This window comes from Castellaniella daejeonensis, assembly GCF_039523555.1.
GTDB classification, from domain to species: Bacteria; Pseudomonadota; Gammaproteobacteria; order Burkholderiales; family Burkholderiaceae_B; genus Castellaniella; species Castellaniella daejeonensis.
The window spans coordinates 34,419-58,250 of sequence record NZ_BAAAFN010000007.1; the positions used below are offsets into that span (position 1 = coordinate 34,419).

General features: G+C 64.6%; 23 protein-coding genes. 3 read left to right on the top strand and 20 right to left on the bottom strand.

Annotated elements, in window-relative coordinates; all coding sequences use genetic code 11:
• Window positions 1-16 precede the first annotated feature (16 nt).
• From flgF to flgB, 5 genes are all read right to left on the bottom strand, one after another.
• A complete protein-coding gene (flgF, locus tag ABD022_RS04480; RefSeq protein ID WP_343820236.1) occupies window positions 17-766 on the bottom strand; it encodes a flagellar basal-body rod protein FlgF in 750 nt (249 codons plus the stop codon).
• 14 nt (window positions 767-780) lie between these two features.
• Window positions 781-2,025: a flagellar hook protein FlgE gene (flgE, locus tag ABD022_RS04485; protein WP_325123729.1), complete on the bottom strand. Its 1,245-nt coding sequence runs from the start codon at window positions 2,023-2,025 to the stop codon at window positions 781-783.
• 71 nt (window positions 2,026-2,096) lie between these two features.
• Window positions 2,097-2,783 carry a flagellar hook capping FlgD N-terminal domain-containing protein gene (locus tag ABD022_RS04490; protein WP_343820239.1) on the bottom strand — a complete coding sequence of 229 codons (687 nt, stop codon included), beginning with the start codon at window positions 2,781-2,783 and terminating at the stop codon, window positions 2,097-2,099.
• A gap of 11 nt (window positions 2,784-2,794) precedes the next feature.
• The gene (gene flgC / locus ABD022_RS04495; protein ID WP_325123727.1) at window positions 2,795-3,202 is read right to left on the bottom strand and encodes a flagellar basal body rod protein FlgC; all 408 of its coding nucleotides are present in this window, start codon (window positions 3,200-3,202) and stop codon (window positions 2,795-2,797) included.
• Window positions 3,203-3,225: 23 nt separating this feature from the next.
• Window positions 3,226-3,639, bottom strand: a complete 414-nt coding sequence (flgB, locus tag ABD022_RS04500) for a flagellar basal body rod protein FlgB (RefSeq protein ID WP_343820241.1) — start codon at window positions 3,637-3,639, stop codon at window positions 3,226-3,228.
• Window positions 3,640-3,888: 249 nt separating this feature from the next.
• Here flgB and flgA point away from each other — a divergent pair, with 249 nt between their 5' ends.
• From flgA to ABD022_RS04515, 3 genes are all read left to right on the top strand, one after another.
• The gene (gene flgA, locus ABD022_RS04505) at window positions 3,889-4,587 is read left to right on the top strand and encodes a flagellar basal body P-ring formation chaperone FlgA (RefSeq protein WP_343820243.1); all 699 of its coding nucleotides are present in this window, start codon (window positions 3,889-3,891) and stop codon (window positions 4,585-4,587) included.
• Between the two features lie 105 nt (window positions 4,588-4,692).
• Entirely contained in the window at window positions 4,693-4,980 is a 288-nt protein-coding gene (gene flgM / locus ABD022_RS04510; protein ID WP_325123724.1) for a flagellar biosynthesis anti-sigma factor FlgM, read from the top strand.
• On the top strand, window positions 4,977-5,414 hold the full coding sequence (locus ABD022_RS04515; protein ID WP_325123723.1) for a flagella synthesis protein FlgN: 438 nt from the start codon (window positions 4,977-4,979) through the stop codon (window positions 5,412-5,414). The genes flgM and ABD022_RS04515 overlap by 4 nt, the downstream gene beginning before the upstream one ends.
• 45 nt (window positions 5,415-5,459) lie before the next feature.
• Here the strand turns inward: ABD022_RS04515 and flhF are convergent, their stop codons facing one another.
• From flhF to flhD, 15 genes are all read right to left on the bottom strand, one after another.
• Complete coding sequence (gene flhF / locus ABD022_RS04520) at window positions 5,460-7,868, bottom strand: flagellar biosynthesis GTPase FlhF (protein ID WP_343820245.1); 2,409 nt, start codon at window positions 7,866-7,868, stop codon at window positions 5,460-5,462.
• Window positions 7,865-9,979: a flagellar biosynthesis protein FlhA gene (flhA, locus tag ABD022_RS04525; RefSeq protein ID WP_325123721.1), complete on the bottom strand. Its 2,115-nt coding sequence runs from the start codon at window positions 9,977-9,979 to the stop codon at window positions 7,865-7,867. Before flhA ends, flhF begins: the two co-directional genes overlap by 4 nt.
• Window positions 9,976-11,139, bottom strand: a complete 1,164-nt coding sequence (gene flhB / locus ABD022_RS04530) for a flagellar biosynthesis protein FlhB (protein WP_325123720.1) — start codon at window positions 11,137-11,139, stop codon at window positions 9,976-9,978. Before flhB ends, flhA begins: the two co-directional genes overlap by 4 nt.
• 89 nt (window positions 11,140-11,228) lie before the next feature.
• A complete protein-coding gene (locus ABD022_RS04535) occupies window positions 11,229-12,779 on the bottom strand; it encodes a methyl-accepting chemotaxis protein (RefSeq protein WP_325123719.1) in 1,551 nt (516 codons plus the stop codon).
• A gap of 204 nt (window positions 12,780-12,983) precedes the next feature.
• The gene (gene cheZ, locus ABD022_RS04540) at window positions 12,984-13,628 is read right to left on the bottom strand and encodes a protein phosphatase CheZ (RefSeq protein ID WP_325123718.1); all 645 of its coding nucleotides are present in this window, start codon (window positions 13,626-13,628) and stop codon (window positions 12,984-12,986) included.
• Between the two features lie 13 nt (window positions 13,629-13,641).
• The gene (gene cheY, locus ABD022_RS04545) at window positions 13,642-14,025 is read right to left on the bottom strand and encodes a chemotaxis response regulator CheY (RefSeq protein ID WP_325123717.1); all 384 of its coding nucleotides are present in this window, start codon (window positions 14,023-14,025) and stop codon (window positions 13,642-13,644) included.
• A gap of 65 nt (window positions 14,026-14,090) precedes the next feature.
• Window positions 14,091-15,158, bottom strand: coding sequence for a protein-glutamate methylesterase/protein-glutamine glutaminase (locus ABD022_RS04550; protein ID WP_325123716.1), 1,068 nt, complete (start codon window positions 15,156-15,158; stop codon window positions 14,091-14,093).
• 20 nt (window positions 15,159-15,178) lie between these two features.
• Window positions 15,179-16,021, bottom strand: a complete 843-nt coding sequence (locus ABD022_RS04555) for a CheR family methyltransferase (RefSeq protein WP_414647385.1) — start codon at window positions 16,019-16,021, stop codon at window positions 15,179-15,181.
• Window positions 16,022-16,052: 31 nt separating this feature from the next.
• Entirely contained in the window at window positions 16,053-17,795 is a 1,743-nt protein-coding gene (locus ABD022_RS04560) for a methyl-accepting chemotaxis protein (RefSeq protein WP_343820249.1), read from the bottom strand.
• Window positions 17,796-17,849: 54 nt separating this feature from the next.
• Window positions 17,850-18,347, bottom strand: coding sequence for a chemotaxis protein CheW (locus tag ABD022_RS04565; protein WP_325123713.1), 498 nt, complete (start codon window positions 18,345-18,347; stop codon window positions 17,850-17,852).
• A 25-nt stretch (window positions 18,348-18,372) separates the two neighbouring features.
• A complete protein-coding gene (cheA, locus tag ABD022_RS04570) occupies window positions 18,373-20,475 on the bottom strand; it encodes a chemotaxis protein CheA (RefSeq protein ID WP_325123712.1) in 2,103 nt (700 codons plus the stop codon).
• Window positions 20,476-20,484: 9 nt separating this feature from the next.
• On the bottom strand, window positions 20,485-21,612 hold the full coding sequence (gene motB, locus ABD022_RS04575) for a flagellar motor protein MotB (protein ID WP_414647383.1): 1,128 nt from the start codon (window positions 21,610-21,612) through the stop codon (window positions 20,485-20,487).
• Between the two features lie 19 nt (window positions 21,613-21,631).
• On the bottom strand, window positions 21,632-22,504 hold the full coding sequence (gene motA, locus ABD022_RS04580) for a flagellar motor stator protein MotA (RefSeq protein WP_325123711.1): 873 nt from the start codon (window positions 22,502-22,504) through the stop codon (window positions 21,632-21,634).
• 106 nt (window positions 22,505-22,610) lie between these two features.
• On the bottom strand, window positions 22,611-23,171 hold the full coding sequence (gene flhC / locus ABD022_RS04585) for a flagellar transcriptional regulator FlhC (protein ID WP_325123710.1): 561 nt from the start codon (window positions 23,169-23,171) through the stop codon (window positions 22,611-22,613).
• 3 nt (window positions 23,172-23,174) lie between these two features.
• Window positions 23,175-23,495, bottom strand: coding sequence for a flagellar transcriptional regulator FlhD (gene flhD / locus ABD022_RS04590; protein ID WP_325123709.1), 321 nt, complete (start codon window positions 23,493-23,495; stop codon window positions 23,175-23,177).
• Window positions 23,496-23,832: the final 337 nt, after the last annotated feature.

The following is a 23,832-nucleotide window of genomic DNA, read 5'->3' on the forward strand; positions in this document are numbered from 1 at the left end:
TTCAGGGGCGCCGGGGTCAGCCCGCCGCCGAAAGAATCGAATTGCCGCGCTCTTCGTTGGTGCTGGCGTTCTTGATCACCTGCATCTGCAGTTCGAACTGGCGGGCGTTGGAAATCATGGCCACCATCGCGGCGGCCGGATTGACGTTGCTCTTTTCGATGAAGCCGGGTGCGATCTTGACGGCCTCGTCCGGCTGGACGGGCTGTCCCCCCGCCGTGCGGAACAGGCCATCGTCGCCGCGCATCAGCTGGTCCTTGGGCGGATTGACCAGCTTCAACTGCGCCAGAAGCTGGATGTCACGCGGATTGTCGCCCGCGCCCAGGGCGCTGATCTGGCCGTCCGTGGCAAAGGTCACGCTGCCGCGCTCGGGAATCTCGATGGGGGCGCCGTCGGCCGACAACACCGGCAGGCCGGTCTGCGTCACAAGCTGGTTCTGCTCGTTGACGGCGAATTCGCCCGCCCGGGTGTAGGCCTCGCCCTGAGGCGTCTGCACGGCGAACCAGCCGTCGCCCGAAATCGCCGCATCCAGGGCGTGGCCGGTCTCGACCATGATGCCCTGGCGGAAGTGGCTGCCCGGCGTGGATGCCACGGTGCTGACTCGCGTGGGCAGCTCGCCCGCCTGAGGCACCACCGGCACGGACCGGTAGATTGCCATCTGTTCGCGAAACCCGGTCGTAGAGACATTGGCCATGTTGTTGGAAATGACCGACTGCTGCTCCAGGATGCGGGCCGCGCCGTTGGCGGCGGTGTAGAGAATGCGATCCATGCCCGGTTATCCGCTTAACGCATCGTGATCAGGGTCTGCAGGACCTGGTCCTGCGTCTTGATCGTCTGGGCGTTGGCCTGGTAGGTGCGCTGGGCGATGATCATGTTGACCAGTTCCTGGGACATGTCCACGTTGGACTCTTCCACTGCCTGGCCCTTGATGGTGGCCAGGCCGTTCGACCCCGGCGTGCCGAAGATCGGCTGGCCGGAATTGGCGGTCTCGGCCCAGGCGTTGCCGCCCACCGGCTGCAGGCCCTGCAGATTGCTGAAATCGGCCAGGGCCAGCGTGCCCATGACCTGCTTGGCGCCATTGGTGTAATTGGCGATCAGTTCGCCGTTGGAACCGATGGACATGCTGGCGTATTCGCCGGTGGCGTAGCCGTTCTGGATGAAATCCTGGGAATAACTGCCGCCGAACTGGGTGGAATTGGCGTAGCTAACGGCAATAGCCAGATCTGCCGCTGCTGCCCCCCCCGACGCCGGGACTTGAAAATTCAACGTATAGCTGGCCGTTGCAGGATCCAAGCGGCCTGCCGTATCGAACTCCAGACTGTGCAAAGGAGCATAAGGAGCCGTTGCCGGAGCCCCTGCGCCATCCACCACGACTCCGTCCACCACTACGTAGACATCCCAATTATTGACATCCGGAGGACCGACAGTCACATCCCGCTTGGCATAGTACTGCTGAACTTCGTGTGAGTTCCCCAGTGAGTCATACACCGTCAATGGGACCATCTTGGAAAAGCTACTGTCCTGGGTCGGGTCGAACGGGTTGACCGTAGGATCGATCACATCCGCGTCCGCATCCAGATTGACCTTGTTGGTGATCGTGCTGGTCGCCTGCGGCGCGATGTTCCCCACCGGCACAGTCATGCCGATCAGGTTGGTGCCGCCCGGGGCGTAGCCCATGAGCTGCTGCCCCTGGGCGTTGACGATCCTGTGGTCCTTGTCGGCCAGGAACTGGCCGTTGCGGGTATAGAGCATGGCGCCGTTGGGCTGTGTCACCACGAACAGGCCCTTGGCCCCGTCGATGGCCATGTCGAACTGGTTGCCGGACGTGGACACGATCCCGGTGGTGAAGCGCTGATTGATGGACGCGACCTGCACGCCCAGGCCGATGCGCGAACTGGCGTAGACGTCGGCGAAGGTGGCGCTGCCCGCCTTGAACCCCACGGTGCCGGAGTTGGCGATGTTGTTGCCGATGACGTCCAGGTTCTGCGAGGCGGCGTTCAATCCGCTAAGACCTTGTCCGAAACCCATGGTTGACCTCTTTCAGTGCGTAATGCGTTGATTCGTGGAAACAGCGGCGCGTCCCGCGCCTGCCGTCTGGATTACATGACCTGCCGGACGTCCAGCAGGGAAATCTTCTGCCCCAGCGCCAGGTTCAGCTTGAGGCCCTCGGAGGTATAGGCAATGCTGCTGATGTGGCCCGAAGTAAGCGCCTGGACGGAGACCGGCTGGCCCTTGTCGTCGGATGCGGTCACCTGGACGGTGTAGGCCCCGTCCGGCACAGGCGCGCCGGCGCTGTCCAGGCCGTCCCAGGTCATCGGGTAGATACCCGCGTCCTGGGCGTCGAATTCGAATTCGCGCACGACCTTGCCCGCGGAATCCTGGATGGATACCTTGGTCTTGGCCGCGCCGGACATCAGGTCGATGCCAAAAGGCGTGGCGGACTTGGCACCCGTGTCGGGATCGCTGCCCAGCGAGATCTTCTCGCCCGGATACAGGATGTCCTTGCCGATCAGGCTGGCGGCCTGCAGGGACTGGGACATGTCCATCTGGCCGGACAGCGCCAGCAGCGTATTGTTCAGGCTCTGGATCCCGTTGACCATGGACAGCTGCGCGATCTGCGAAGTGACCTCGGCATTGTCCATGGGGTTCAGGGGATCCTGGTTCTGCAGTTGCGTGACCAGCAGCTTCAGGAAGCGGTCCTGGGTGTCGCCCATCACGTTGCTGCTTTGCGCATTGGCCAGTGCGGAGGCGGCGTTCGAGCCGTAGATGTCGTTGACGGTGGACATGGCGGGGTTCCTTATTGACCCAGGGTCAGGGTCTTGGCCATCAGCGTCTTGGCCGTATTGATGACTTCCACGTTGGCCTGGTAGGACCGCGAGGCGGAGATCATGTTGACGGTTTCGGCGACGACGTCGACGTTGGGCAGGGTGACATAGCCCTGGGCGTCGGCAAGCGGGTTGCCGGGATCATACTGGACTCGCGGGGGCGCATTGCTTTCGAGCACCGATGCAACTCGCACGCCGCCCACGGCCTCGGACCGGGCCGAAGGCGTCATCTGGAACACGACTTGGCGCGCCTTGTAGGGTTGGCCGTCGGGCCCGACGGCGCTGTCGGCGTTGGCGATATTGCTGGCCGATACATTCATGCGCTGGGACTGGGCCGACAGCGCGGAACCGGCGATCTGGAAGATGCTGAAGGTGGACATGGCAGTTTCCGTGGCGGGGCCGGTTATTGCTGGATTGCGGCCAGCAAGGACTTGATGCGCCCGTTCAGGACCTGGAGGTCCGTCTGGTAGCGCATGGTGTTGTCCGCAAACTGGGTGCGTTCGGCATCCATTTCGACCGTATTGCCGTCGAGGCTGGGCTGCGCGGGCACACGGTACAGTTCCTGGGCAGGCCACTGACTGTGGGCCTTGGCCGGGATATGGCGCGCCGATGTCAGCGTCAGAGACGTGTCCGGCAGGCGCGGCAGGCCGCCCTCGCCCATGGCTTCGCGCAAGGTGGCGTTGAAGTCGATGTCGCGCGCCTTGTAATTGGGCGTGTCGGCGTTGGCGATGTTGGACGCCAGAATTTCCTGCCGCTGCTGACGCAGGGCCAGGGCCTTCTGATAGAACTCGAAGTCCTTACCGATTCGATCGATCATGGCTTTACACTGAAACGGATGAGCAGTGTGCGCTGCCACCGTGCACCAAATGATCCCCTGACCATTCGCGGCTTTTTCGCACGCCACCATAGTACGGTCCCCTCTCGGGGGATAAACGCCAAAACAAAGCGGGGATTGAAGCCCTATTCGGCTGATGCGCGCCCTCGGCCCGGAGCGGCCGGGGCGCCAGCGTCCCACCGGGTCCGGCCGGAAGATCCGGGCAACCACCCGAGACACTACAATGAGGCCATGCGCGCTTTCCTGTTCCTGCCTTTTCTGCTGTTCGCCACGGCCCTGCCCGCACTGGCGCGCGCCCAGACGGCCCGCCCGACCCTGCAGGACCCTGCCGCCGTCGTCGCCCAGGCCGAAGCCCTGCTGCAAGACCGGGCGGCGTCCTGGCCGGGGCGTGCCATCATCAGCGTGGAGCCGCCCCGGATCGTGAACCAGCCGGCCTGCGAACGAATGGAAACCTTCCTGGCGGGCTCCGGGCTGCAGCCGCGCACACCTGTGGGCGTCCGCTGCCTGGCGCCGCAGCCCTGGACGATCTATGTCCAGGCGAGCGTGCAAATCCTGGGCACCTATTTCGTCGCCAACCGCCTGATCCGGCGCGACGAGGTCCTGAGCCTCGACGACCTGGACACCCGGGAAGGCGATCTGCTGCGCAATCGCCGGCTGATCGGCGACCCCGCCCACATCGTCGGCTGGATCACCACGCGCCGCATCCGCGCCGGCAGCCCGATCGAATCCAGCGCCCTGCGCGACCCGAATGCGATCCAGCGCGGCCAGCAGGTGCGAACCGTCGCGCGCGGCGTGGGCTTTGTTGCCACCAGCGAAGGCCAGGCCCTGGAATCCGGCGGGCCCGGCGCTCAGATCCAGGTTCGCACCCGTGGGGGACAGATCATCACCGGCACGGTGATCGATGCCCACACAGTCCAGGTTATGATGTGAAACCGGCCGCGCGCGGGGCGTTCCGGCGGTGCCTAAAGAATCCGCCCTGCCAGCCGTTACCAGGGATGCACCAATGATCCTTTTCACCCAAGCCGGAGGCGAGCCTTGAAAATCAATTCCACTTCGTCCAATCCCCTGCTGAACGGGGTGGCCGGGGGAACGCGCAGCGATTCGGCCTCGCATGCCGCATCCGGCACAGGCTCCGGCAGCCGCTCGGCGGTTGATCTTAGCCCGGCTGCCCGCCACCTGGCCGCGCTGAACGACAGCGATGCCGATGTCCGCACCGAGCAGGTTCAGCAGATCCGCGACGCCCTGGCCTCCGGGGAACTGAAGATCGACCCCAGCCGGATCGCCGATGGCTTGCTTGCCAGTGTCCGCGATCTGCTGAAATGAGCCTGGCGGACACCCTGCTGCAATGCGTGCAGGCCCAGTCGGCCCTGCTGGATGAATTCATCCAGGCTCTGGAAGCCGAATCCGCCAGCTTGCTGGATGAGCCCTCGAACCTCACCCTGGCCGAACTGACACTGCGCAAGAACGACTACGCCGAACGCCTGAGCCTCCTGGACCGGGACCGCGTCCGTCTGCTCGGGGAACTGGGACAAGCCGACGACGCGGCGGGCATCGATGCCGTCTGCGCCGTCCATCCTGAATTGCGCACGGCCTTCGACGCACTGTTCGAACGCGTCGGCCGGGCCAGCCGGCTGAACCGCGACAATGGCCAGGTGCTGCGCACCTTCATGGAACACAACCAGCGGGCGCTGGATACCCTGCATTCCCTGATCAGCCAGGATCTGTACGACGCGCGCGGCCGGCTGCGCCGCCCTTGAAATAACGCCCGGCATCGGCGGCCAGAAGGCCGCGCCGGGGCTCCGTCAATTCGCCAGCAATTCCTTCAGGGCATACAGCTTGAGCAGCCCGGCATGGGCATGGCGCGGCGACAGCCGCTCCGTGCCCAGCATGCGGGCAACGACCTGGGCCGCGGGCGCCAGCGCCGGATCCTGAGTCAACCGCCAGGCCGCAAGCCCCATCTGGGCAGCAAACACCGCCCGGTCGGCCAACGGTTCGCGGCCGCTTTCGGCCAGCAGCGGCACAGCCTGGCGCCAGGCCGCATGGCATTCCTGCCGCAGGATGAGCGCCTGAGCGATCCGGCCCGGATCGGGATCCACTGTCATCCCGGCAAGGGCATGCCAGACTTTCAGCAGGCGCCCGTCCCGTGGATCCACCGCCCTGAGGCTGAACAGGCGGACAGGCAAGGCGGGCTCGCCACGAGAACGCAGCTCTGCCAAGCCCACAGCCGCCCACCAGGCCGGCCGGATTTCTTCCAGTCCGGCTGCCGAAAGCAACGGCCAGAACGTCTGTGCATCCAGTGGCTGGTACATCAACGTCTGGGCGGCAGCGGACAGAACGGCGGGCTCATCGTCCAGGTAGACCCGGGCACGGGAACCGGCCGCAGCCAGCCAGCAACTGCCGCGTGCGCTCAGGGCGCGCAACAAGACCTGGCTGCCACCATCGAACACATGACAGACTGTGTTTGCCCCATCACCGCTCTCGGCCTCGATCTGCGCCAGCAACGCATCGGCCGCAGAAGGCGCCGACAGACGATCTATGCGCGGCGTCTCCGGCCGGCCGCCCTCCGGGGAAACACTTCCACCAGCCTGTACACGGCCAGGTGGCAGGAACCAGGCACCTTGCGGTGTATGCCAACCATCGGCCAGGCCGACTTGCTGGGTGGCCGCAGCCAGCGGCCGGCCCTGGCCATCGAACCAGGCAGCCCCGGACCAGGTGCCGCGCCGGCCCGGCCAATCAAGCGGCAGGCGCGCATGCACGACCACGGCAGGCTGGCTTTCTTCCAGACCGCCATGGGCGATCCGCCGCAGGTGTTCGATGGCCTCGGCGGCCGGCGGCAGATTGCCCGCGGCTCGGCTGCGCCACAAATCATAGGCTTCGGACAACACCGGGTCCTCGTCCTGCAGGGCCACGGCAGCCTGCAGCTGCCCCATGCCCAGCGCCTCGCCATGCGCCGAGCCGGTCAGCAGCTGCGGCAGCAGTACCTGCTGGCGGCGGCGCTCGGCGGCGGCAGCCGGATTGTCGGCCGGCTGCGTCATGGACAACAACGCCGCCAGGTCTGCCTCGGAAGGGGCATACAGGGTGCGATTGGACTGGGCCGGCGCCAGTGCCCGGTCCACCAGATCGGAAGCCGACAGGAACAGCAGGTTTTCCGGCACTTTCTGGCCGTTCGACACATAATGGATCGGCAGCCGGTAGCGGATCGCCGTATCCAGGGCCGGCCCCAGGCGCGAGGCCTCGTCGATCTTGGAAATGATGCAACCGCGCAACGGCGTGCCGCCATCGCCGGCGTAGGATCGGGCGACTTCATCCAGCGTATCGCCGTGGCTGACGGCATTGAGCACCAGCAGACGTTCGACCGTGCGCCCGGCACCGGCCAGCAGCGCCGCCTGTTCGTGGATATAGCGATCGCGCTGGCTGATGCCGACATTGTCGATCAGCAGCGTCTGGTCGGGGCGCACGGTCTGCATGATCCGGCGCATCTCGTGCACGTCCTGCACGACATGCACCGGCACACGCAGCATCTGGCCATAGATCTTCAGCTGCTCGTGGGCGCCGATACGGTAGGTATCGGTGGTCAGCAGCACCAGGCTGCCCGGGCCGCTGCGGCGCACGCAACGAGCAGCTAGCTTGGCCACCGTGGTGGTCTTGCCCACGCCCGTGGGCCCCACCAGCGCCAGCGCCAGTCCGGGTTGCCAAAGGGCGTCTTCGGACTGCAGCACGGGCAGGTGGCCGATCAGTTCGTTGCGCGCCCACTGGAAGGCGGCCCTGGCGGCTGCCTGCTCGGGCATGCGCTTGAGCATGGCCCGCAGCAGCGCCGTGCTGAAACCGGAACGCAGCAGATTCTGGAACAACATCACCGCCTGGGGGGAACGGCGCAACTGGCTGCCCCACAGCAATTCGTCGATGCGGGTTTCGAGCGAGCCCTTGAGTTCGCCGATGGCGTCCATCAGGTCCACTCCCGGAGCAGCGGCTGCATGCTCCGTACCGGCACGCGGCGCGGCGGGACGGATGGCCGCCATGGGCGGCGGCGATGGCTGGGCGGAAGCGGCAGCGCTGCCTCCATCCGGCAGCGAGGTCTGGTCGGTGGCGAGGATTTCGACCCCGCCGTTGACCCGCTTGTTGGAAATGATCAGGGCATCGGGGCCAAGCGCAAGGCGCACCTGCCGCATGGCCTCGCGGTTCGTGGCACCGAAGAAACGACTGATGTTCACGCAGGACTCCCGCCGACGACAGCAGTGACCCGAATGATACGCTCTTCAGGGACTTCGGCGCTGGAGAGGACTGCCATGTGCGGCAGGTGATGGCGCAGGAAGCGCGACAGCGAAGCCCGCAACACCGGCGGCACCACCAGCACGGGGGCATCGCCCCGCTCTTCCTGCCCCTGGACAACGCGCTCGACGTCGCCCAGCAGGTTTTCCGCCAGCCCGGGCTCCAGCGCGCCGCTGCTGCTCAAGGCCTGCATGAGCACGCGTTCCAGGCGGGCATCCAGACCGATCACACGCAGCTCGGTTTCACCCGCGAACCAGTGCTGGACGATGGCGCGTCCCAGCGCCACGCGGACCTGCGCCAGCAGTTCGTCCAGGTTCGGGCCGGTACCCGCCGGATTGAGTGCGGCCAGGCGGGGCGCATGTTCCGTAACGGTCTCGAGGATGCTGCGCATGTCGCGGATGGGCACATCCTCGTCGAGCAGGCTGCGCAGCAGATTCTGCAACTGCGGCAGGGAAACGGTCTTGGGCACCAGATCCTCGACCAGCTTGGGCACGTCGCGCGCGACGTGATCGAGCAACTGCTGAGTTTCCTGGCGGCCCAGCAGGCGTGAGCCGTAGCGGTGCATCAGGTGGTTCAGATGGGTGGCCACCACCGTCGCGGCGTCGACCACGGTATAGCCCGCGATCTGCGCCTGTTCGCGCAGCGCCGGATCGATCCAGAACGCGGGCAGGCCGAAGGCTGGATCCTTGGTGGGCGTGCCCTGGACCGTGCCCGTCACACCGCCCGGGTCGATCGCCAGCCATTGTCCGGTCTGGGCGACACCGCGGCCGATCTCCACGCCGAACAGCAGGATGCGATAGTCCGTCGGCTTGATTTCCAGGTTGTCCCGGATGTGCACGACGGGCGGCAGGAAGCCCATTTCCTGGGCGAACTTCTTGCGCAGGCTGCGGATGCGGTGCAGCAGTTCGCCATTCTGCTGGTGGTCCACCAGAGAGATCAGGCGATAACCAACCTCGAGCCCCAACGGGTCGACGGGAGACACGTCGTCCCAGCTGGCTTCCGCAGCAGCGGCTGCGGCCGCCACCTGTTCCTGGCCCGGCTCGGCCGCTGCGGCCTGCAGCTCCCGCTGCTGGCGCTGGTGCTGCAGCCAGCCGCCGCCGCCGATGATGGCGGCCAGCAGAAGGAAGGCCACGTGCGGCATGTTGGGAATCAGGCCCATCAGCGTCAGGATGCCGGCGGTGATGAACATCACGTTGGGGTTCGAGAACAGCTGCCCCATCATCTGCTGCCCGACGTCCTGATCGTCGGCAACGCGCGAGACCACCACGCCGGCCGCGGTGGAGATCACCAGCGCCGGGATCTGTGCCACCAGGCCGTCGCCGATGGTCAGCAGGGTATAGACCGAGCCCGCGTCGGAGGCCGACAGCCCGTGCTGGGCCATGCCGACGATCAGGCCGCCGATGATGTTGATCACCATGATCAGCAGGCCGGCCACCGCATCCCCGCGCACGAACTTGCTGGCGCCGTCCATCGCGCCGTAGAACTCGGCTTCCTGGGAGACTTCGGCGCGGCGGCGGCGGGCCTCTTCCTCGCCGATCAGCCCGGCATTCAGATCGGCGTCGATGGCCATCTGCTTGCCGGGCATGGCGTCCAGGGTGAAGCGTGCGCCGACTTCGGCGATGCGCCCCGCACCTTTGGTGATGACGGTGAAGTTGATGATCACCAGGATGATGAACACCACGATGCCGACGGCGAAGTTCCCCCCCACCAGGAAATGACCAAAAGCCTCGATGACCTGGCCAGCCGCTGCCGGCCCCTTGTGGCCATTGAGCAGCACCACGCGGGTGGAAGCGACGTTCAGGGACAGCCGCAGCAGCGTGGCGAACAGCAACACCGAGGGAAAGGCAGCAAAATCCAGCGGCTTGCGGGTGAACATGGCCACCAGCAGGATCATCACCGACAGGGAAATGTTGAACGTGAACAGCAGGTCCAGGATGAAGGGGGGCAGCGGCAGGATCATCATGGCCAGGACCATGAGGATCAGCACGGGGCCGGCCATCAGGCGGGCATGCCCGGAGCCGTGGGTCTTGAGGAAATCCAGGAAACTGTTCATGAGGCGGGGACTGGAACCTGTCCAGGTCCATGTTGCGGATCGAGTTCGGGCGGCACGCGCAGGTCCTGCGGCGCCTGCGGCAGTGTACCCGAGCCGGGCTGCCAGTTGCGCAGCTGATAGACCCAGGCCAGGACTTCAGCCACGGCGGCGTACAGGGCGACCGGGATCTCCCGGTCGATCTCGACGTGGTGATACAGGGCGCGCGCGAGCGGCGGCGCCTCGAGCAGGGCGACGCCATGCTGGCTGGCAAGCTCGCGGATCTGAGCGGCGATCAGGCGCGTGCCCTTGGCCACCACGACGGGCGCCCCGCCCTGCCCTTCGCGGTAGCGCAGCGCCACGGCGTAATGCGTCGGGTTGGTGACGACCACATCGGCATCGGGCACGGCGCTCATCATGCGCCGCCGGGCCATGGAACGCTGCTGCTGGCGGATGCGCCCCTTGACGTGGGGATCGCCATCGCTTTCCTTGTGCTCCTGCTTGATATCCTCTTTGGACATGCGCAACTGCTTGGCGTGGTTCCATATCTGCCAGGGTACGTCGATCAACACGATGATGATCAACGACGAGGCGATCAGCAGGCAGCACAGGGCGGCCAGGTCCAGGCCGCGCGCCAGGGCTTCGGTAGGCGCCATGTGGGACAGGCCCAGCATGTCGCCCCGGTAGGCCCAGATGACCTTGACGCCGACGAATCCGACCAGCCCGGCCTTGGCCAGGGTCTTGACCAGTTCGATCAGGGTCTGCATGGCAAACAGGCGCTTGATGCCCGCCAGCGGGTTGAGCCGCTCGAACTTGGGCTCCAGGGCTTTGGGCGAGAGCAGGAAGCCCCCCAGCGCCACGGAGGAAAAGATGCCCACCACCAGCAGCAAGGCCATGATCGGCAGCACGAGCAGCAAGCCGTGCCAGGCCGAATCGCCCGCCACGTTGAGCATGACCTGGGGATCGCGCGTGATCCGGGGATCGAACCACAGTCCGTTCAGGATGATGCCACGCAATGTGCGGAACATCTTCTCGCCGCCGAGCCACAAGGCGCCAATGCCGCAGATCAGGGCCAGGAACGTACCCAGCTCGCGCGAACGCGCAACCTGGCCTTCCTCGCGCGCCTTTTCACGGCGCCGCGGGGTCGCTGGTTCTGTTTTCTCGAGATCGCTATCCTGGGCCATGCTCAGCCGACGACAATGCAGACAGCCTGGATTGTAGTGTCCAGGCTGTCTCGGCGAAGCAAGGATAAAAGCGTGTTAGGCGCGGCAATTCAAGGGCTTGCAAGCTGGGCGGCCGCGGCGGGCACGGCGACCGGGGAGACGGCCTGCTCGAACTGCAGGTAGTCCAGGCCGATGCGCACAGCCCCCCAGCGGGTGCCGTCCAGGTCCACGGGCACAGATACGTCGGTGATGATTTCGCCGGTATCGCGCATGTAGGTCTGGCACAGCACGCCGCCCCTGTTGCCGATCGCGCCCCGGCTGATCTCGTCGTCGAACAGGCGCTTGTCACGTACATGCAGCATGTCGTGCGCCAGGTCGCCGGTGGGCGGACGGGCGTAGCGGCGGTTGTGCGTCGGGGCATAACCGTTCGTGTCCACCAGGATCGCATAGTAGCCATGCGGCACCTGATCGAGCACCGTATCGAGAATGCCTTGCAGGGCCTGGTCGATGGCTCTGTCGTAGGCCACGTGATAGCGCGGCGGCTGGCTGCCGGGGATCTGGCGGTAGGCCTTGTCGAAAATATCCAGGCCTTCTGCACGTGCCTGGCGCAGCAGGCCGACGCAGCGGTCGCGCAGCTGGCCCAGACAGGCGGCCAGGTCATCGAAAGGCGTGTCGCCTGTACGCCAGGCGGCCAGCATTTCCTGCAGGCTTTCGGTCTGGCTGCGCACGCCATGGACCTGCTCGCGCATGGACTGCATGCGCTGGCGCAGGATGGCGCTGTGGTCGGCGATGCGGCCGATGGACTGGCTCATGTCCTGGTTGGTCTGGTTGACCTGGGCGACATGCTCGGCCATGTCGTCCAGCTGGGCGCCGACGCTGCCTAGTTCGCGCACCAGGCCGTCGAACTGTCGGTCGAAGTCGTCCACCAGGCGGTCGGAGGCACGCATGTCTGCATGGATGGACTGGCTCTGCTGCTCGGTGTCGGACACCAGGCCGAGGATTTCGCCGGTATGCTGGACGATGTCGCCGGTGGCCGCATTGACACGTTCGGCCAGCTTGCCGACTTCGCTGGCGACCACGGCAAAGCCCCGGCCCGCCTCTCCGGCGCGCGCGGCCTCGACCCCGGCATTCAGGGCCAGAAGATGAGTCTGGAGGGCGATGTCCTTGATCAGGCGGCTGGTGTCTTCGACCGAGCGCGCACGGTGGCTGAGCTGGGCGATGACTTCCGCGAAGGACTGCATCTGGGTCGTGACCCGGGCCACGCGTCGATGCAGGTCGGCGAGCTGTTCCTGCGTGGAGCGCAGGTCCTTGAGCTGCTGGCGGAACACATCGGCAGCAGCCACCACGATATCGTTGGTCTGCTGCGACAGGCTGGCGATCTGCGTGCCCTGGGCCGACAGGCTTTCGGCTTCGCTGGCCTGCTCGTCGGCCATGCTCTGGCAGGCCTGGGTATGCGACTGCAGGCGGGCGGCATTGATGGCGATGCGGATGCTGGACTGGCGCATGACGATGAAGCGCTCGCGCAACGCCCCGAGGAAGCGCCCGACCGGCAGGGCCAGGGGGCTGAAGGTCCAGGCCCGGTCATTCAAGGTTGCCCGGCCGCGGCGCAGCTGCCGCAGCAGACGCCCCAGACCCACGTACCTTCCGCGCATATTGGACATGCTGCCTCCTTTGTGAAGAAGGGGCCGACACCGGCCACGACACGAACCCCCCCGGATCACAACAGCCCCGCCCGGTTCGGTTCATATTGGGTTTCAGACCTTACACGAGACTTACATCTTACCCTGTTGTCACAGAGTCCAGGGAAAACCCCCGGCAGGATGCCATCAAAAAGCGGAAAACCGGGCGAAAGCGCCGGCAGTGCGTCAGAATCCCAGGCTTGCCAACAGGTCGTCGACCTGGTCCTGGTTAGTGACCACGTCGTTCTTGCCTGCGGCGTTGACCACCGGGCCGTTGAGCAATGTCTTGGTTTCCTCGCGCTTTTCCTGCGGGACATTGTCGATCAGCACCTGGACCAGTTCGGTTTCGATGGCGCCGATCACGCCCAGCATCTTCATGATCACCTGGCCGGTCAGATCCTGGAAGTCCTGAGCCATGATGATTTCCATCACGTTGTTCTGCGAGGCCTGGGTCTTTTCGGGAACGTCCTTCAGGAAGGACCGCGTGTCATCCACCAGCTCGCGCGCATGGTCGAGTTCGACCGGATGATCGAACCAGTCCTGCCAGCGGGCATCCAGGGCCTTGGCCTCGCGCTGCATCGAATCCTGCCAGGGCTGGATCTGCTCGGCGGCGTTGAGCACCCGGTTGGCGGCCTGTTCGGTCATCTGGGCGACATAGTGCAGGCGGTCGCGCGCATCGGGGATGGCATGGGCGGCGTCCTTGATGGCCTGGTCCAGGCCCAGTTCGCGCATGCTCATGCGCAAGGTGCGGGTAAGCTGCGCGATGCGCTGGATCAGATCCATGGAAGGTTCCACGAAATCCTGCTGACCGGAAGATTGATCCGTCGTCATGATGCGCCTCCGATCAGAGTTTTTCGAAGATCTTGTTCAGTTTTTCTTCCAGGGTGGCCGCCGTGAAGGGCTTGACCACGTAGCCGTTGGCGCCGGCCTGCGCCGCCGCGATGATGTTTTCCTTCTTGGCTTCGGCCGTGACCATCAGCACGGGCAGGCTGGCCAGGTTGGGATCGGCGCGGATGTTCTGCAGCATGGTCAGCCCATCCATGTTGGGCATGTTCCAGTCCGACACCACGAACTCGAAGCCGCCGTTGCGCAGCTTTTCCAGCGCGATGGCGCCATCCTCGGCTTCGTCGACATTCTCGAACCCCAAGTCCTTGAGCAGGTTCTTGACGATCCGACGCATGGTGGGAAAGTCGTCGACGACCAGGATTTTCATCGTTTTCTGTACCACGGATCACTCTCCAATCAATAAAAAAAGCAGGGTATTCGGGTACCCGGTGCCTCTGTTCAAACCCGTCAAACCCGGTTTCCGAAGGAACCGGCGCTCTTCAGGATACGTTCGCTGAGTTCGTCCAGCGGGACGGCTTCCTCGGCGGCACCGATCAGCAGCGCTTCGCGCGGCATGCCGAAGACGACGCAGCTGGCCTCGTCCTGGGCGAAAGTGCGCGCGCCCGCCTGGCGCATCGCCAGCAGGCCCTGGGCGCCATCCTTGCCCATGCCGGTCAGGATGACACCGATGGCGTTCTTGCCGGCCACCTGGGCTGCCGAATGAAACAGCACGTCCACGGAAGGCCTGTGGCGGTTCACGGGATCGCTGTATTCCAGCTTGACCACATAGTTGGCCCCGGAACGCGCAAGCTTCATGTGGGCCACGCCGCCCGGGGCCAGGTAGACGTGTCCAGGCAGCACACGTTGGCCATCTTCCGCCTCGTGGACCTGCACGGCGCACAAGCCGTCCAGGCGCTGGACGAAGGATTTGGTGAAACCGGCCGGCATGTGCTGGGTGATCATGATCGCCGGGCTGTTGACCGGCAGGGGTTCGAGGACGTGGCGGATGGCTTCCGTCCCACCCGTCGACGAGCCGATCATGACCAGTTTCTCGGTCGTGGAGAAATTGCCCGACAGGCGCGGCCGGGCAGGTTCGTCCGAGGGATGGACCGGACGCGGGCGCAGGCGCGCGTGGGCGGCGGCCCGGATCTTGTCGGCGATCATGTCGCCATAGTCCATCAGACCATCACGCAGGCCGAGCTTGGGCTTGGTGACGAAATCGACCGCGCCCAGTTCCAGCGCCCGGATGGTGACTTCGGAATTGCGTTCGGTGAGCGAGGACACCATCACCACCGGCATGGGCCGCAGCCGCATCAGCCGTTCCAGGAAGTCCAGGCCGTCCATGCGCGGCATTTCGACATCCAGGGTCAGGACATCGGGGTTGTGCTGCTTGATGAGCTCGCGCGCGATGAGCGGATCGGGCGCAGTGGCCACGACCTCAAGATCGGGCTGGCTGTTGATGATTTCCGTCATCAGACTGCGCACCAGGGCGGAGTCATCGACGCACAGCACACGGATTTTCTTGTTGACGGCCATTTTTCAGCGGGATCCCCGGCTCAGGCGACGGAATAGACCGTCTGCCCCTCGAGGCGCAGGGACTTGGTCAGGTAGGTGAAATTTTCCGAATGGCCCGCGAACATCAGGCCGCCCGGCTTGAGCAGGGGCACGAAGCGCTCCAGTATCCGGGTCTGAGTCGGTTTATCGAAATAGATCATGGTGTTGCGGCAGAAGATCGCGTCGAATTTCTGGTTGACCGGCCAGCTGGGCGCCACCAGATTCAGCTCTTCGAAGGTCACCATGTTGCGGATCAGCGGTTTGATCATGGCCATGCCGGCCTGGCGTCCCGTCCCGCGCAGGAAATAGCGTTTCAGGAATTCCGGGGGCACGGGCTTGACGCGATCCAGGGTATAGACCCCCTTGCGAGCCTGGGCCAGGGCGTGGGTGTCGATATCCGTCGCCAGCACCGACAGGCCGGTCTCGGACTGGCCGCAGGCATCGTGCAGCGTCATCGCCAGGGTGTAGGGCTCTTCGCCGGTGGACGAGGCACAGCACCAGACGGAGATCGGCTTGCGCCGTTTGCGCACGAAATCCGCAAGAATGCGGAAATGGTGCTGCTCGCGAAAGAAGGCCGTATGGTTGATCGTGAAGGCGCTGATGAAGCGATCCCATTCGTCGGCCTGGGGGTTCTGTTCCAGGTAGTCCAGATAGGCGCGGACCGTGGAAGATCCCGCATGGTGGGCCCGCAGGCCCAGGGTGCGGGCCGCCATGTCCTTCTTGTGATCGCCCAGGATGATGCCCGCCCGCCGATGCAGCACCTGCACCGCGCGCGCCAGGTCCGCTGCATCGGCCTTGGGCAGGGCCGGCTGTGAAAAATAGGAAGCAGTGGGCGCGTCGTGGATCATGGCGGTGTCGTGGCGGGACGTGCTGGGATCAGGCCTGCTCCAGCGCCAGGGCCGGCTGGCCGGCGCGCGGAGTATAGCCCAGTTGCCCGCCCTGGACATCGATGACCGGCCCTCCTTCCTGCAGCCGGAAGGCGGCGACGGCCATGCTGAGATGCTCGGCCTGGTCCTGCAGCGACCCGGCAGCGCTGGCCGCTTCCTGGACCAGGGCAGCGTTCTGCTGCACAACGTGGTCCATGTCGTTGACCGCCGAGTTGATCTGGCTGATGCCGTCGGCCTGCTCGCGGGAGGCCGAGGAGATCTCGTTCATGATGGCCGTGACGCCCTGCACGGAACGGACGATCTCGCCCATGATCTGTCCGGCGTCCTTGACGCGTTCGGAACCTTCGCGCACCCGCCCCACGGAATCGTCGATCAGCGTCTTGATTTCCTTGGCAGCCTGGGAACTGCGCTGGGCGAGCGACCGGACTTCGCCCGCCACGACGGCAAAGCCCTTGCCCTGCTCGCCGGCACGGGCGGCCTCGACTGCCGCGTTCAGGGCCAGGATATTGGTCTGGAAGGCGATGCCGTCGATCACGCTCACGATCTCGGCGATCTTGCTCGAGCTCTGGGTGATGCCGGCCATGGTCTCGGCCACGCTGGTGACGGCGGCTCCGCCGCGCTCGGCCACGTCCGCCGCCGTCTTGGCAAGCTGATCGGCCTGGGCGGCATTGTCGGAATTCTGGCGCACGGTGCTGGCGAGCTGCTCCATGCTGGCGGCGGTCTGCTGCAAGGAGGCCGCCTGCTGCTCGGTGCGGCTGCTCAGATCCGTGTTGCCGGCGAAGATCTCCTGGGCGCCCAGGCGGATTTCGCCCACGCCATTGCGCACCGAAGACACCATGCGCACCAGGCTGTCCTGCATGCGCTGCATCGCCATGTAGAGCACGCCGATCTCATTGCTCGAAGGCACATGGATGGCCTCGGTGAGGTCGCCCGCCGCGATGCGGTCGAAATGCTGGCCGGCCAGGCGCAGCGGCCGCAGCACCACCCGTTGCAGGAACAGGTAGGCGGCCACGGCGAAGATCAGGGCCACTGCCATGGAGACGCCGACGATGAGGATGACCAGGCGCAGATGCGCGGCCTCGTCCTGGACCGCCTGGGCGGTCTGTTCCTGCTGATACTGCTTGAGCGTCTGGACGGCCTGCTCGAAGCGGCGCTCGACGGGGTCGATGTTTTCGGTCTGCAGCTTCTCGTACTGCTCGATATTCCCGGTCTTGAGCTGCACCAGCACGGGCGGCAGTTCCTTGTCGAGCAACTGGGCATAGGTCTGGACGATCTGCTCGATCTGTCCGGCCTGCTGGGGATCGGTCATGTGCGCCTTGGCAGCCGCATGGAACCGGTCGAGCGCTTCGCGCGCTTCCTTCAGACGGGTTTCGGCCTGGGCGATCAGCGCCCGCGAACTGTCGCTGAGCGTGCCGGCCCCGGTCGACGAATCGCCGCCACTGCCCCACTCGGACAGGATGGCGCTGTTGGCCAGATCGCTGTTGATGACGATGCTGCCCAGGGTCCGGCCCAGCAATATCTGGACCTCGCGGTAGCGGGCGACCGAATCGTCCAGCAACCGCACGGTTTCATCGTCGCCCGCGATTTCCTGCAGCGCCTCGTTGTTCATCTTCAGGGACAGCACGCCCAGCAGCGCCCCGGAAATGAGCATGAAGAAGAAAAAAACAAGCACCAGAACCAGGCTGGTGCGGACTTTAAGCGCGCCAATGAGCGATTTTCCGCCTGATTGCATAAGATCGAGACCCAGTGAATGTAACCGCCGGAGAGAAAAGCCGAGGCCGCCCGTTCAGGCGACCGCTTCTTCGACCAGCGCCATTTCTTCGCTGGTCATGAGTTTTTCGATATCGACCAGGATGAGCATGCGCTCGCCCACGGTGCCGATGCCGGTCAGATGCTCCGTGGAGAATGCAGAGCCGAACTGCGGCGCCGCGCTGATCTGCGACGGCTGAAGGATCAGCACGTCGGACACGCCGTCCACCACCACGCCCACGACCCTGGAGCGGACGTTGAGGATCACCACCACGGTCTGGGAGGTGTATTCCACATTGTCCATGTTGAACTTCAGGCGCAGGTCGACGATCGGCACGATCACGCCGCGCAGGTTGGTGACGCCCTTGATGAAGGACGGCACATTGGCGATGCGCGTGACGGTCTGGCTGTCGTAGCCGCGGATCTCCTGCACCTTGAGGATGTCGATCCCGTATTCCTGGTTGGCCAGGGTGAAGATCAGGAATTCCTTGCCCTGGGTTTCTCCCTGTTCCTGCTTCGAGGTGGCTTGATTCATGATGGCTCCAAATTGGGGATGAAGATCAGGCGGCCGCGCCCGCCCGCAGCGAGGTTGTGCGGCGCAGGGCAAACACATCGACGATCAGGGCCACGCTGCCGTCGCCCAGGATGGTCGCCGCCGAAATGCCCGGCACCTTGCGATAGTTGGTTTCGAGATTCTTCACCACGACCTGATGCTGGCCGATCAGGTGATCCACCATCAGCGCGAAGCGCTGGTCCTCGGCCTGGAGGATCACGGCGATGGCCCGCGTCAGATCCGTTTCGGCCTGGCCCACATTGAAGACCTCGTGCAGTGCAACGATGGGCAGGTATTCTCCGCGCACGTGCAGGACCTGCTCGGTCTCGGAAATGCGGTGGATCTGGTCCTCCGTGGCCTGCATGGATTCGGTGACGTGGGACAGCGGCAGGATGAAGGTTTCCTCGCCGACCCTGACCGACATGCCGTCCAGGATGGCCAGCGTCAGGGGCAGGACGATCCGGGTGGTGGTGCCTTCACCCTTGCGGGAGGACAGCTGCACGTGCCCCCCCATGCTCTGGATGTTGCGCCGGACCACGTCCATGCCGACCCCGCGGCCGGAAATGTCGGTGACCTTCTCGGCCGTGGAGAATCCGGGCGCGAAGATCAATTGCCAGAGCTCATCATCGGGCGTGGCCTCGGACACCGGGAAGCCGGAGGCGATCGCCTTTTTCAGGATGCGCTCGCGGTTCAGGCCGGCCCCGTCGTCGATCACGTCGATGATGATCTGCCCGCCATTGTGCTGAGCCGACAGGATCAGCGTGCCTTCCGGATCCTTGCCCTGGGCGATGCGGACGTCCGGCGTTTCCAGGCCGTGGTCCAGGCTGTTGCGCACCAGATGGGTGAGCGGATCGATGATGCGCTCGATCAGGCTCTTGTCGAGCTCGGTGGCCTGGCCCTTGGTGACCAGCCGGATGCGCTTGCCCAGCTTGGTGGCATTTTCCCGCACCACGCGCGGGAAACGGCTGAAGACGTAGTCCATCGGCATCATGCGGATGGACATCACCGCTTCCTGCAGGTCGCGCGCATTGCGTTCCAGCTGTTCGATGCCGTTGAGCAGGCGATCGTGCAGGACCGGATCCAGCGTCTGGGACGTCTGCAGCAACATGGCCTGGGTGATGACGAGCTCGCCCACCAGATTGATGATCTGATCGACTTTTTCGACGCCCACGCGGATGGTGCCGCTTTCCTTGGGCTTGTGGGCCTTGACCCCGTTCGCGCCGCCCGACTTGTCGGCGGATTCGCCGGCGTCCCGGGTGCCGGCCGGTTCCGCGGCGTCGGGCGCGGGCGCATGCTCGGCGGCCGGCGCCGGGGCGGGGGCAGCGACAGGCGCGGGAGCCGCCGCAGACGCGGGTGCGGGTGCGGGTGCGGGTGCGGCCGCAGCGGGGGCAGCACCCGGCACGGCTTCGCGCGTCACGCTGACCTGGTCGGCGTTCACGATGAAGCAACAGACGGCTTCGAGATCATCGGCCGGGGTCGTGGTCTGCAACCACAGCGACAGATCGCCGCCACTGTGGTCCCGATGCAGGATCTCGCCCATCAGGGCCATCTCGTTGACCAGCGGTTCGACATCCTTGTCCTGGATCCGGCTGATCCGGATGCGGATCGGCAGATCGCCGGCCGGGACCGCTGCAGCGGCAGGAGCCGCCTGAGGGGCCGCTGCGGGCGCAGCCGGGGCCGGAGCGGGCGCTCCCGCCGCACCGCCTTGCTGCTGTTCCAGCGCAAGCTGGCGCAGTTGGGCGCAGATACGCTCGTAGACCTGCTGATCGGGCTTTTCCGAGCCGCGGTAAGCGGCGACTTGTTCGGTCAACACGTCCTTGGTTTCCAGAAAGAGGTCGATCATATCCTGCCGCAGGGGCATTTCCCCATGACGGATCAGGTCCAGGAGGTTCTCCAGCAAATGCGTGGTCTTGGCCAGTTCCTCGAAGCAGCCAAATGTGCCGGCACCACCCTTGATGGAATGCGCTGCCCGGAAGATGCCGTTGAGCACATCCGGGTCGGGTTGGTCCAGGTCCAGATTCAACAACTGCTGCTCCATATTGGTCAGCAGTTCGTCGGCCTCGTCGAAGAACGTATCGAAAAACTCACTCAGGTCCACACCTGCACTCATGATCCATCCTTACCCTTGATTGCCCGATGCGCCAGCCGGGGAAGCGGCTGGCGCGCCTGTGGATTGCCCTGCCGGAGGGGATACGGTCGTAGCGCCCGGCGCAGGGACGGAGCCCGCAGCCGGCGGCCCGGAAACGGCAGGCGCCGGCTGGACGGCCGGCGCGGCAGAACCGCCCCCTGGTTGAGGTACTGAGCTTCCCGGCGGCGCGGAGCCGCTGCCGGCACTCCCCGGGTCCGGAGCGGGATGCCGGAGCAATTCCAGCTGTTCGCGGATTTTCACGCTGTCCTGGCCGGCAGAATTCTGTTCGTCGATGCGCCGTTCGGCGCGGCGGTTCAGAACCAGGATGCTGATCCGGCGATTGACGGCCGCCATGGGGTCGTCCTTGATCAGGTCGACGGTATCGCCCAGCCCCAGGATGCGCTTGACTTTGTTTTCGACCAGGCCACCGGCGACCAGTTCGCGGCGCGCCGAGTTGGCACGATCGGCCGACAGTTCCCAGTTGCTGTAGTTACGATCGCCGGAGGCATAGCGCAGCGCATCGGTGTGGCCGGAAATCGTGATCGAATTCGGCAACTGGCTGATCAGCGGAGCCAGTTCTCTCAGGATGTCGCGCATATAGGTCTGCACCACCGCGCTGCCGGTGGTGAACATCGGACGATTCTGCTGGTCCAGGATCTGGATCCGGAGACCGTCGGGCGTCATGTCGAGCAGCAGCTGGGGCCTGAACTGGCGCAGCACCGGATTGTGCTCGATCAGGTTGTCGAGTTTCTGCTTCAGGTTTTCCAGGTTTTCCTGGTCGGCCCTGTCGGCTCGCGACTCGAAATCGCTTTCGGACGAGGCCGAGGGCAAGGGATGCGGATTGGGGATCACGCTGGGATCGCCGCCGGGAATCTTGGACTGGCTGTTGTCCATTTTTTCGCCGCCCGTGATCGCCGTCATCAGCGGCATGCGGAAGTATTCCGCGATGGACTGGAGATCCTTCTTCGGCACCAGCAGCAGCAGCCACATCACCAGGAAGAACGCCATCATCGCGGTCATGAAGTCCGCGTAGGCGATCTTCCAGCTGCCCCCGTGATGGGATTCGCCGTAGGCCCGCTTGCGGCGGACGACGACGCGGCCGGTATCATGCTTGGCCATACCCCCTTGCCCCCTCGCGTCAGCGGCCCGCGGCCTGGCTCTTCACCTGCCGCACATGAGCCTCGAGTTCGGAGAACGAGGGGCGGACGGACGAGAACAGGACCTTGCGACCGAATTCGACGGCCAGCGGCGGCGGATAGCCGTTCATGCTGGCCAGCAGGGTGACCTTGATGCATTCGAGCACCTTGATCGCAGCCACCGACTGGCGCTCGACCGCCGAAGCGAACGGCGCGCAGAAACCGTAGGACAGCAGGATGCCCAGGAAAGTACCCACCATGGCCTTGGAGATCAGGTCGGCCAGGATGGCCGGCGGCTGATCGACGGCCGCCAGGGCCTTCACCACCCCCAGCACCGCCGCCACGATACCGAAGGCCGGCAGCGCGTCGGCCACGGCACGCACTGCATTGACGGGCGTGTGATTTTCATTGTGCAGCGCCTCGATTTCCTGATCCATCAGCGTCTCGATCTCGAAGGAGTTCATGTTGCCGCTGATCATGATGCGCAGGTAGTCCGTCAGGAACTCCATCAGCTTGGCGTCCTTCTGGATCAGGGGATAGTGCGAAAAGATGGCGCTGGACTTGGGATCCTCGATGTCGGACTCGATCGACATCAACCCGTCTCGCCGGGCCTTGTTCAGCAAGGTATACAGCAGGGCCAGCAGCTCCATGTAGAGCGGCTTGCCGTAGGGGTTGCGCTTGATGGCCTTGGGAAAAGCCTCGACGAGCAGCTTGACCGAGGCGCCATTGCTGGAAGCAATGTACGAACCCAGCGCCGCACCGCCGATGAGCGTGAATTCGAAGGGCTGGTACAGGGCGCCGAGATGGCCTCCCATCGCGACGTAACTGACGAAGACCCCTGCCCCTACGATCAGGTATCCCAGGATAATAAACACGTGCGCACGCCTCGAGAGTCAGAATACCGCCATCATCCCCTGTTTTCCTGCATTCAAAAGCACGGTTAAACAGGTCTTTTTGTCCACAAATCCCCTGTCTGCTCGGTCAGGCAGGCACGCGCGCAGCCGACCGGCGGCGCGCGCGGGTCTTGCCCGCCCGGGGCGGCGGCTTGCAGATGGCGCAGACGAATCCGGACTCAGGATCGTGCGCGTGGGCGACGAACAGCCCCCTGCACTGCTGGCAGCAGGACAGCTGCACCAGACCGCTTTCGAAGAAGCGCACCAGCATCCAGGCCCGCGTGAAGCTGAGCACTGGCTCGTCGCTCCCCTCGCCGGGCTGCAGGCCCACCGAGGATTGCTCCAGGTACAACCGATACGCTTCCACCAGCGCCTGCGACTTTTTCGCCGGGGTGAAGGTGTCCATGTAACGGTAGATGTTGTAGAACAGGCTGGAATGGATGTTCGGCAGCCAGGTCATGAACCATTCCACAGAGAAGGGCAGCATGCCCTTCGGAGGGGAGGCACCCTTGACCTCGCGGTACAGGCGCGCCAGCCGGTCGTAGCTGAGGGATGTTTCGGCCTGCAGCACCTGCAGGCGTGCCCCCAGGCGGATCATGTCCGTGGCAAGCAGGATGTCGTCGGCTTCGCGGGAAACGCTTTTGGACATGGCTCAGGCGGAAACGGTTTCCTGCCGGGCCATCAGGATGGTGGAATGTGCTTGCTGCAGCACGCCACCCAGGACTTCGTGCGTCAGGGAATTGAGTAGTTGGGCGTCGTTCAGGCGGAAGGCGCACAACACGGAATTGGAACCGGCCAGCCGGACGATCTGGGCCGGAGACAGATTGAGGATGATTTCCGCGACATCGGCGTCGAAGCCGAGTCGGAACATGCCGGCGGCCAGATTTTCACGCAGCAGGCGCTGGGCCAGCATCAGATAGGACAGATTGACCTCACGGATGTCATTCAACAGCGTGGAATCGAGATTGGACATGGGACCCCTTTTTGGCAATTACCGGACTCTATATCTGGAAACCGGCTCGTCGCAGGTACGCTGGAGGGCGCCGCCTGCTCCTGAATCAATTGTCACAAATTACCAGTCACAACAATTAAATCCAGACATCAAAAATACATTTTCATGCATATTTGACATGAACGGTAGGAGTATAGCCTTAACTGTCCTGAATCTTGACGCTACTTAACAATTAACAAAAGAAATTTTTGTGTATAAATGTAAATAAATTCAGGGAAAACCATAGCTTGTTAATGGCTTACCCTAATCAGCGTTGCCGATCAGCAACATGCCATATCCGCAAGCAAGGAAACACCAG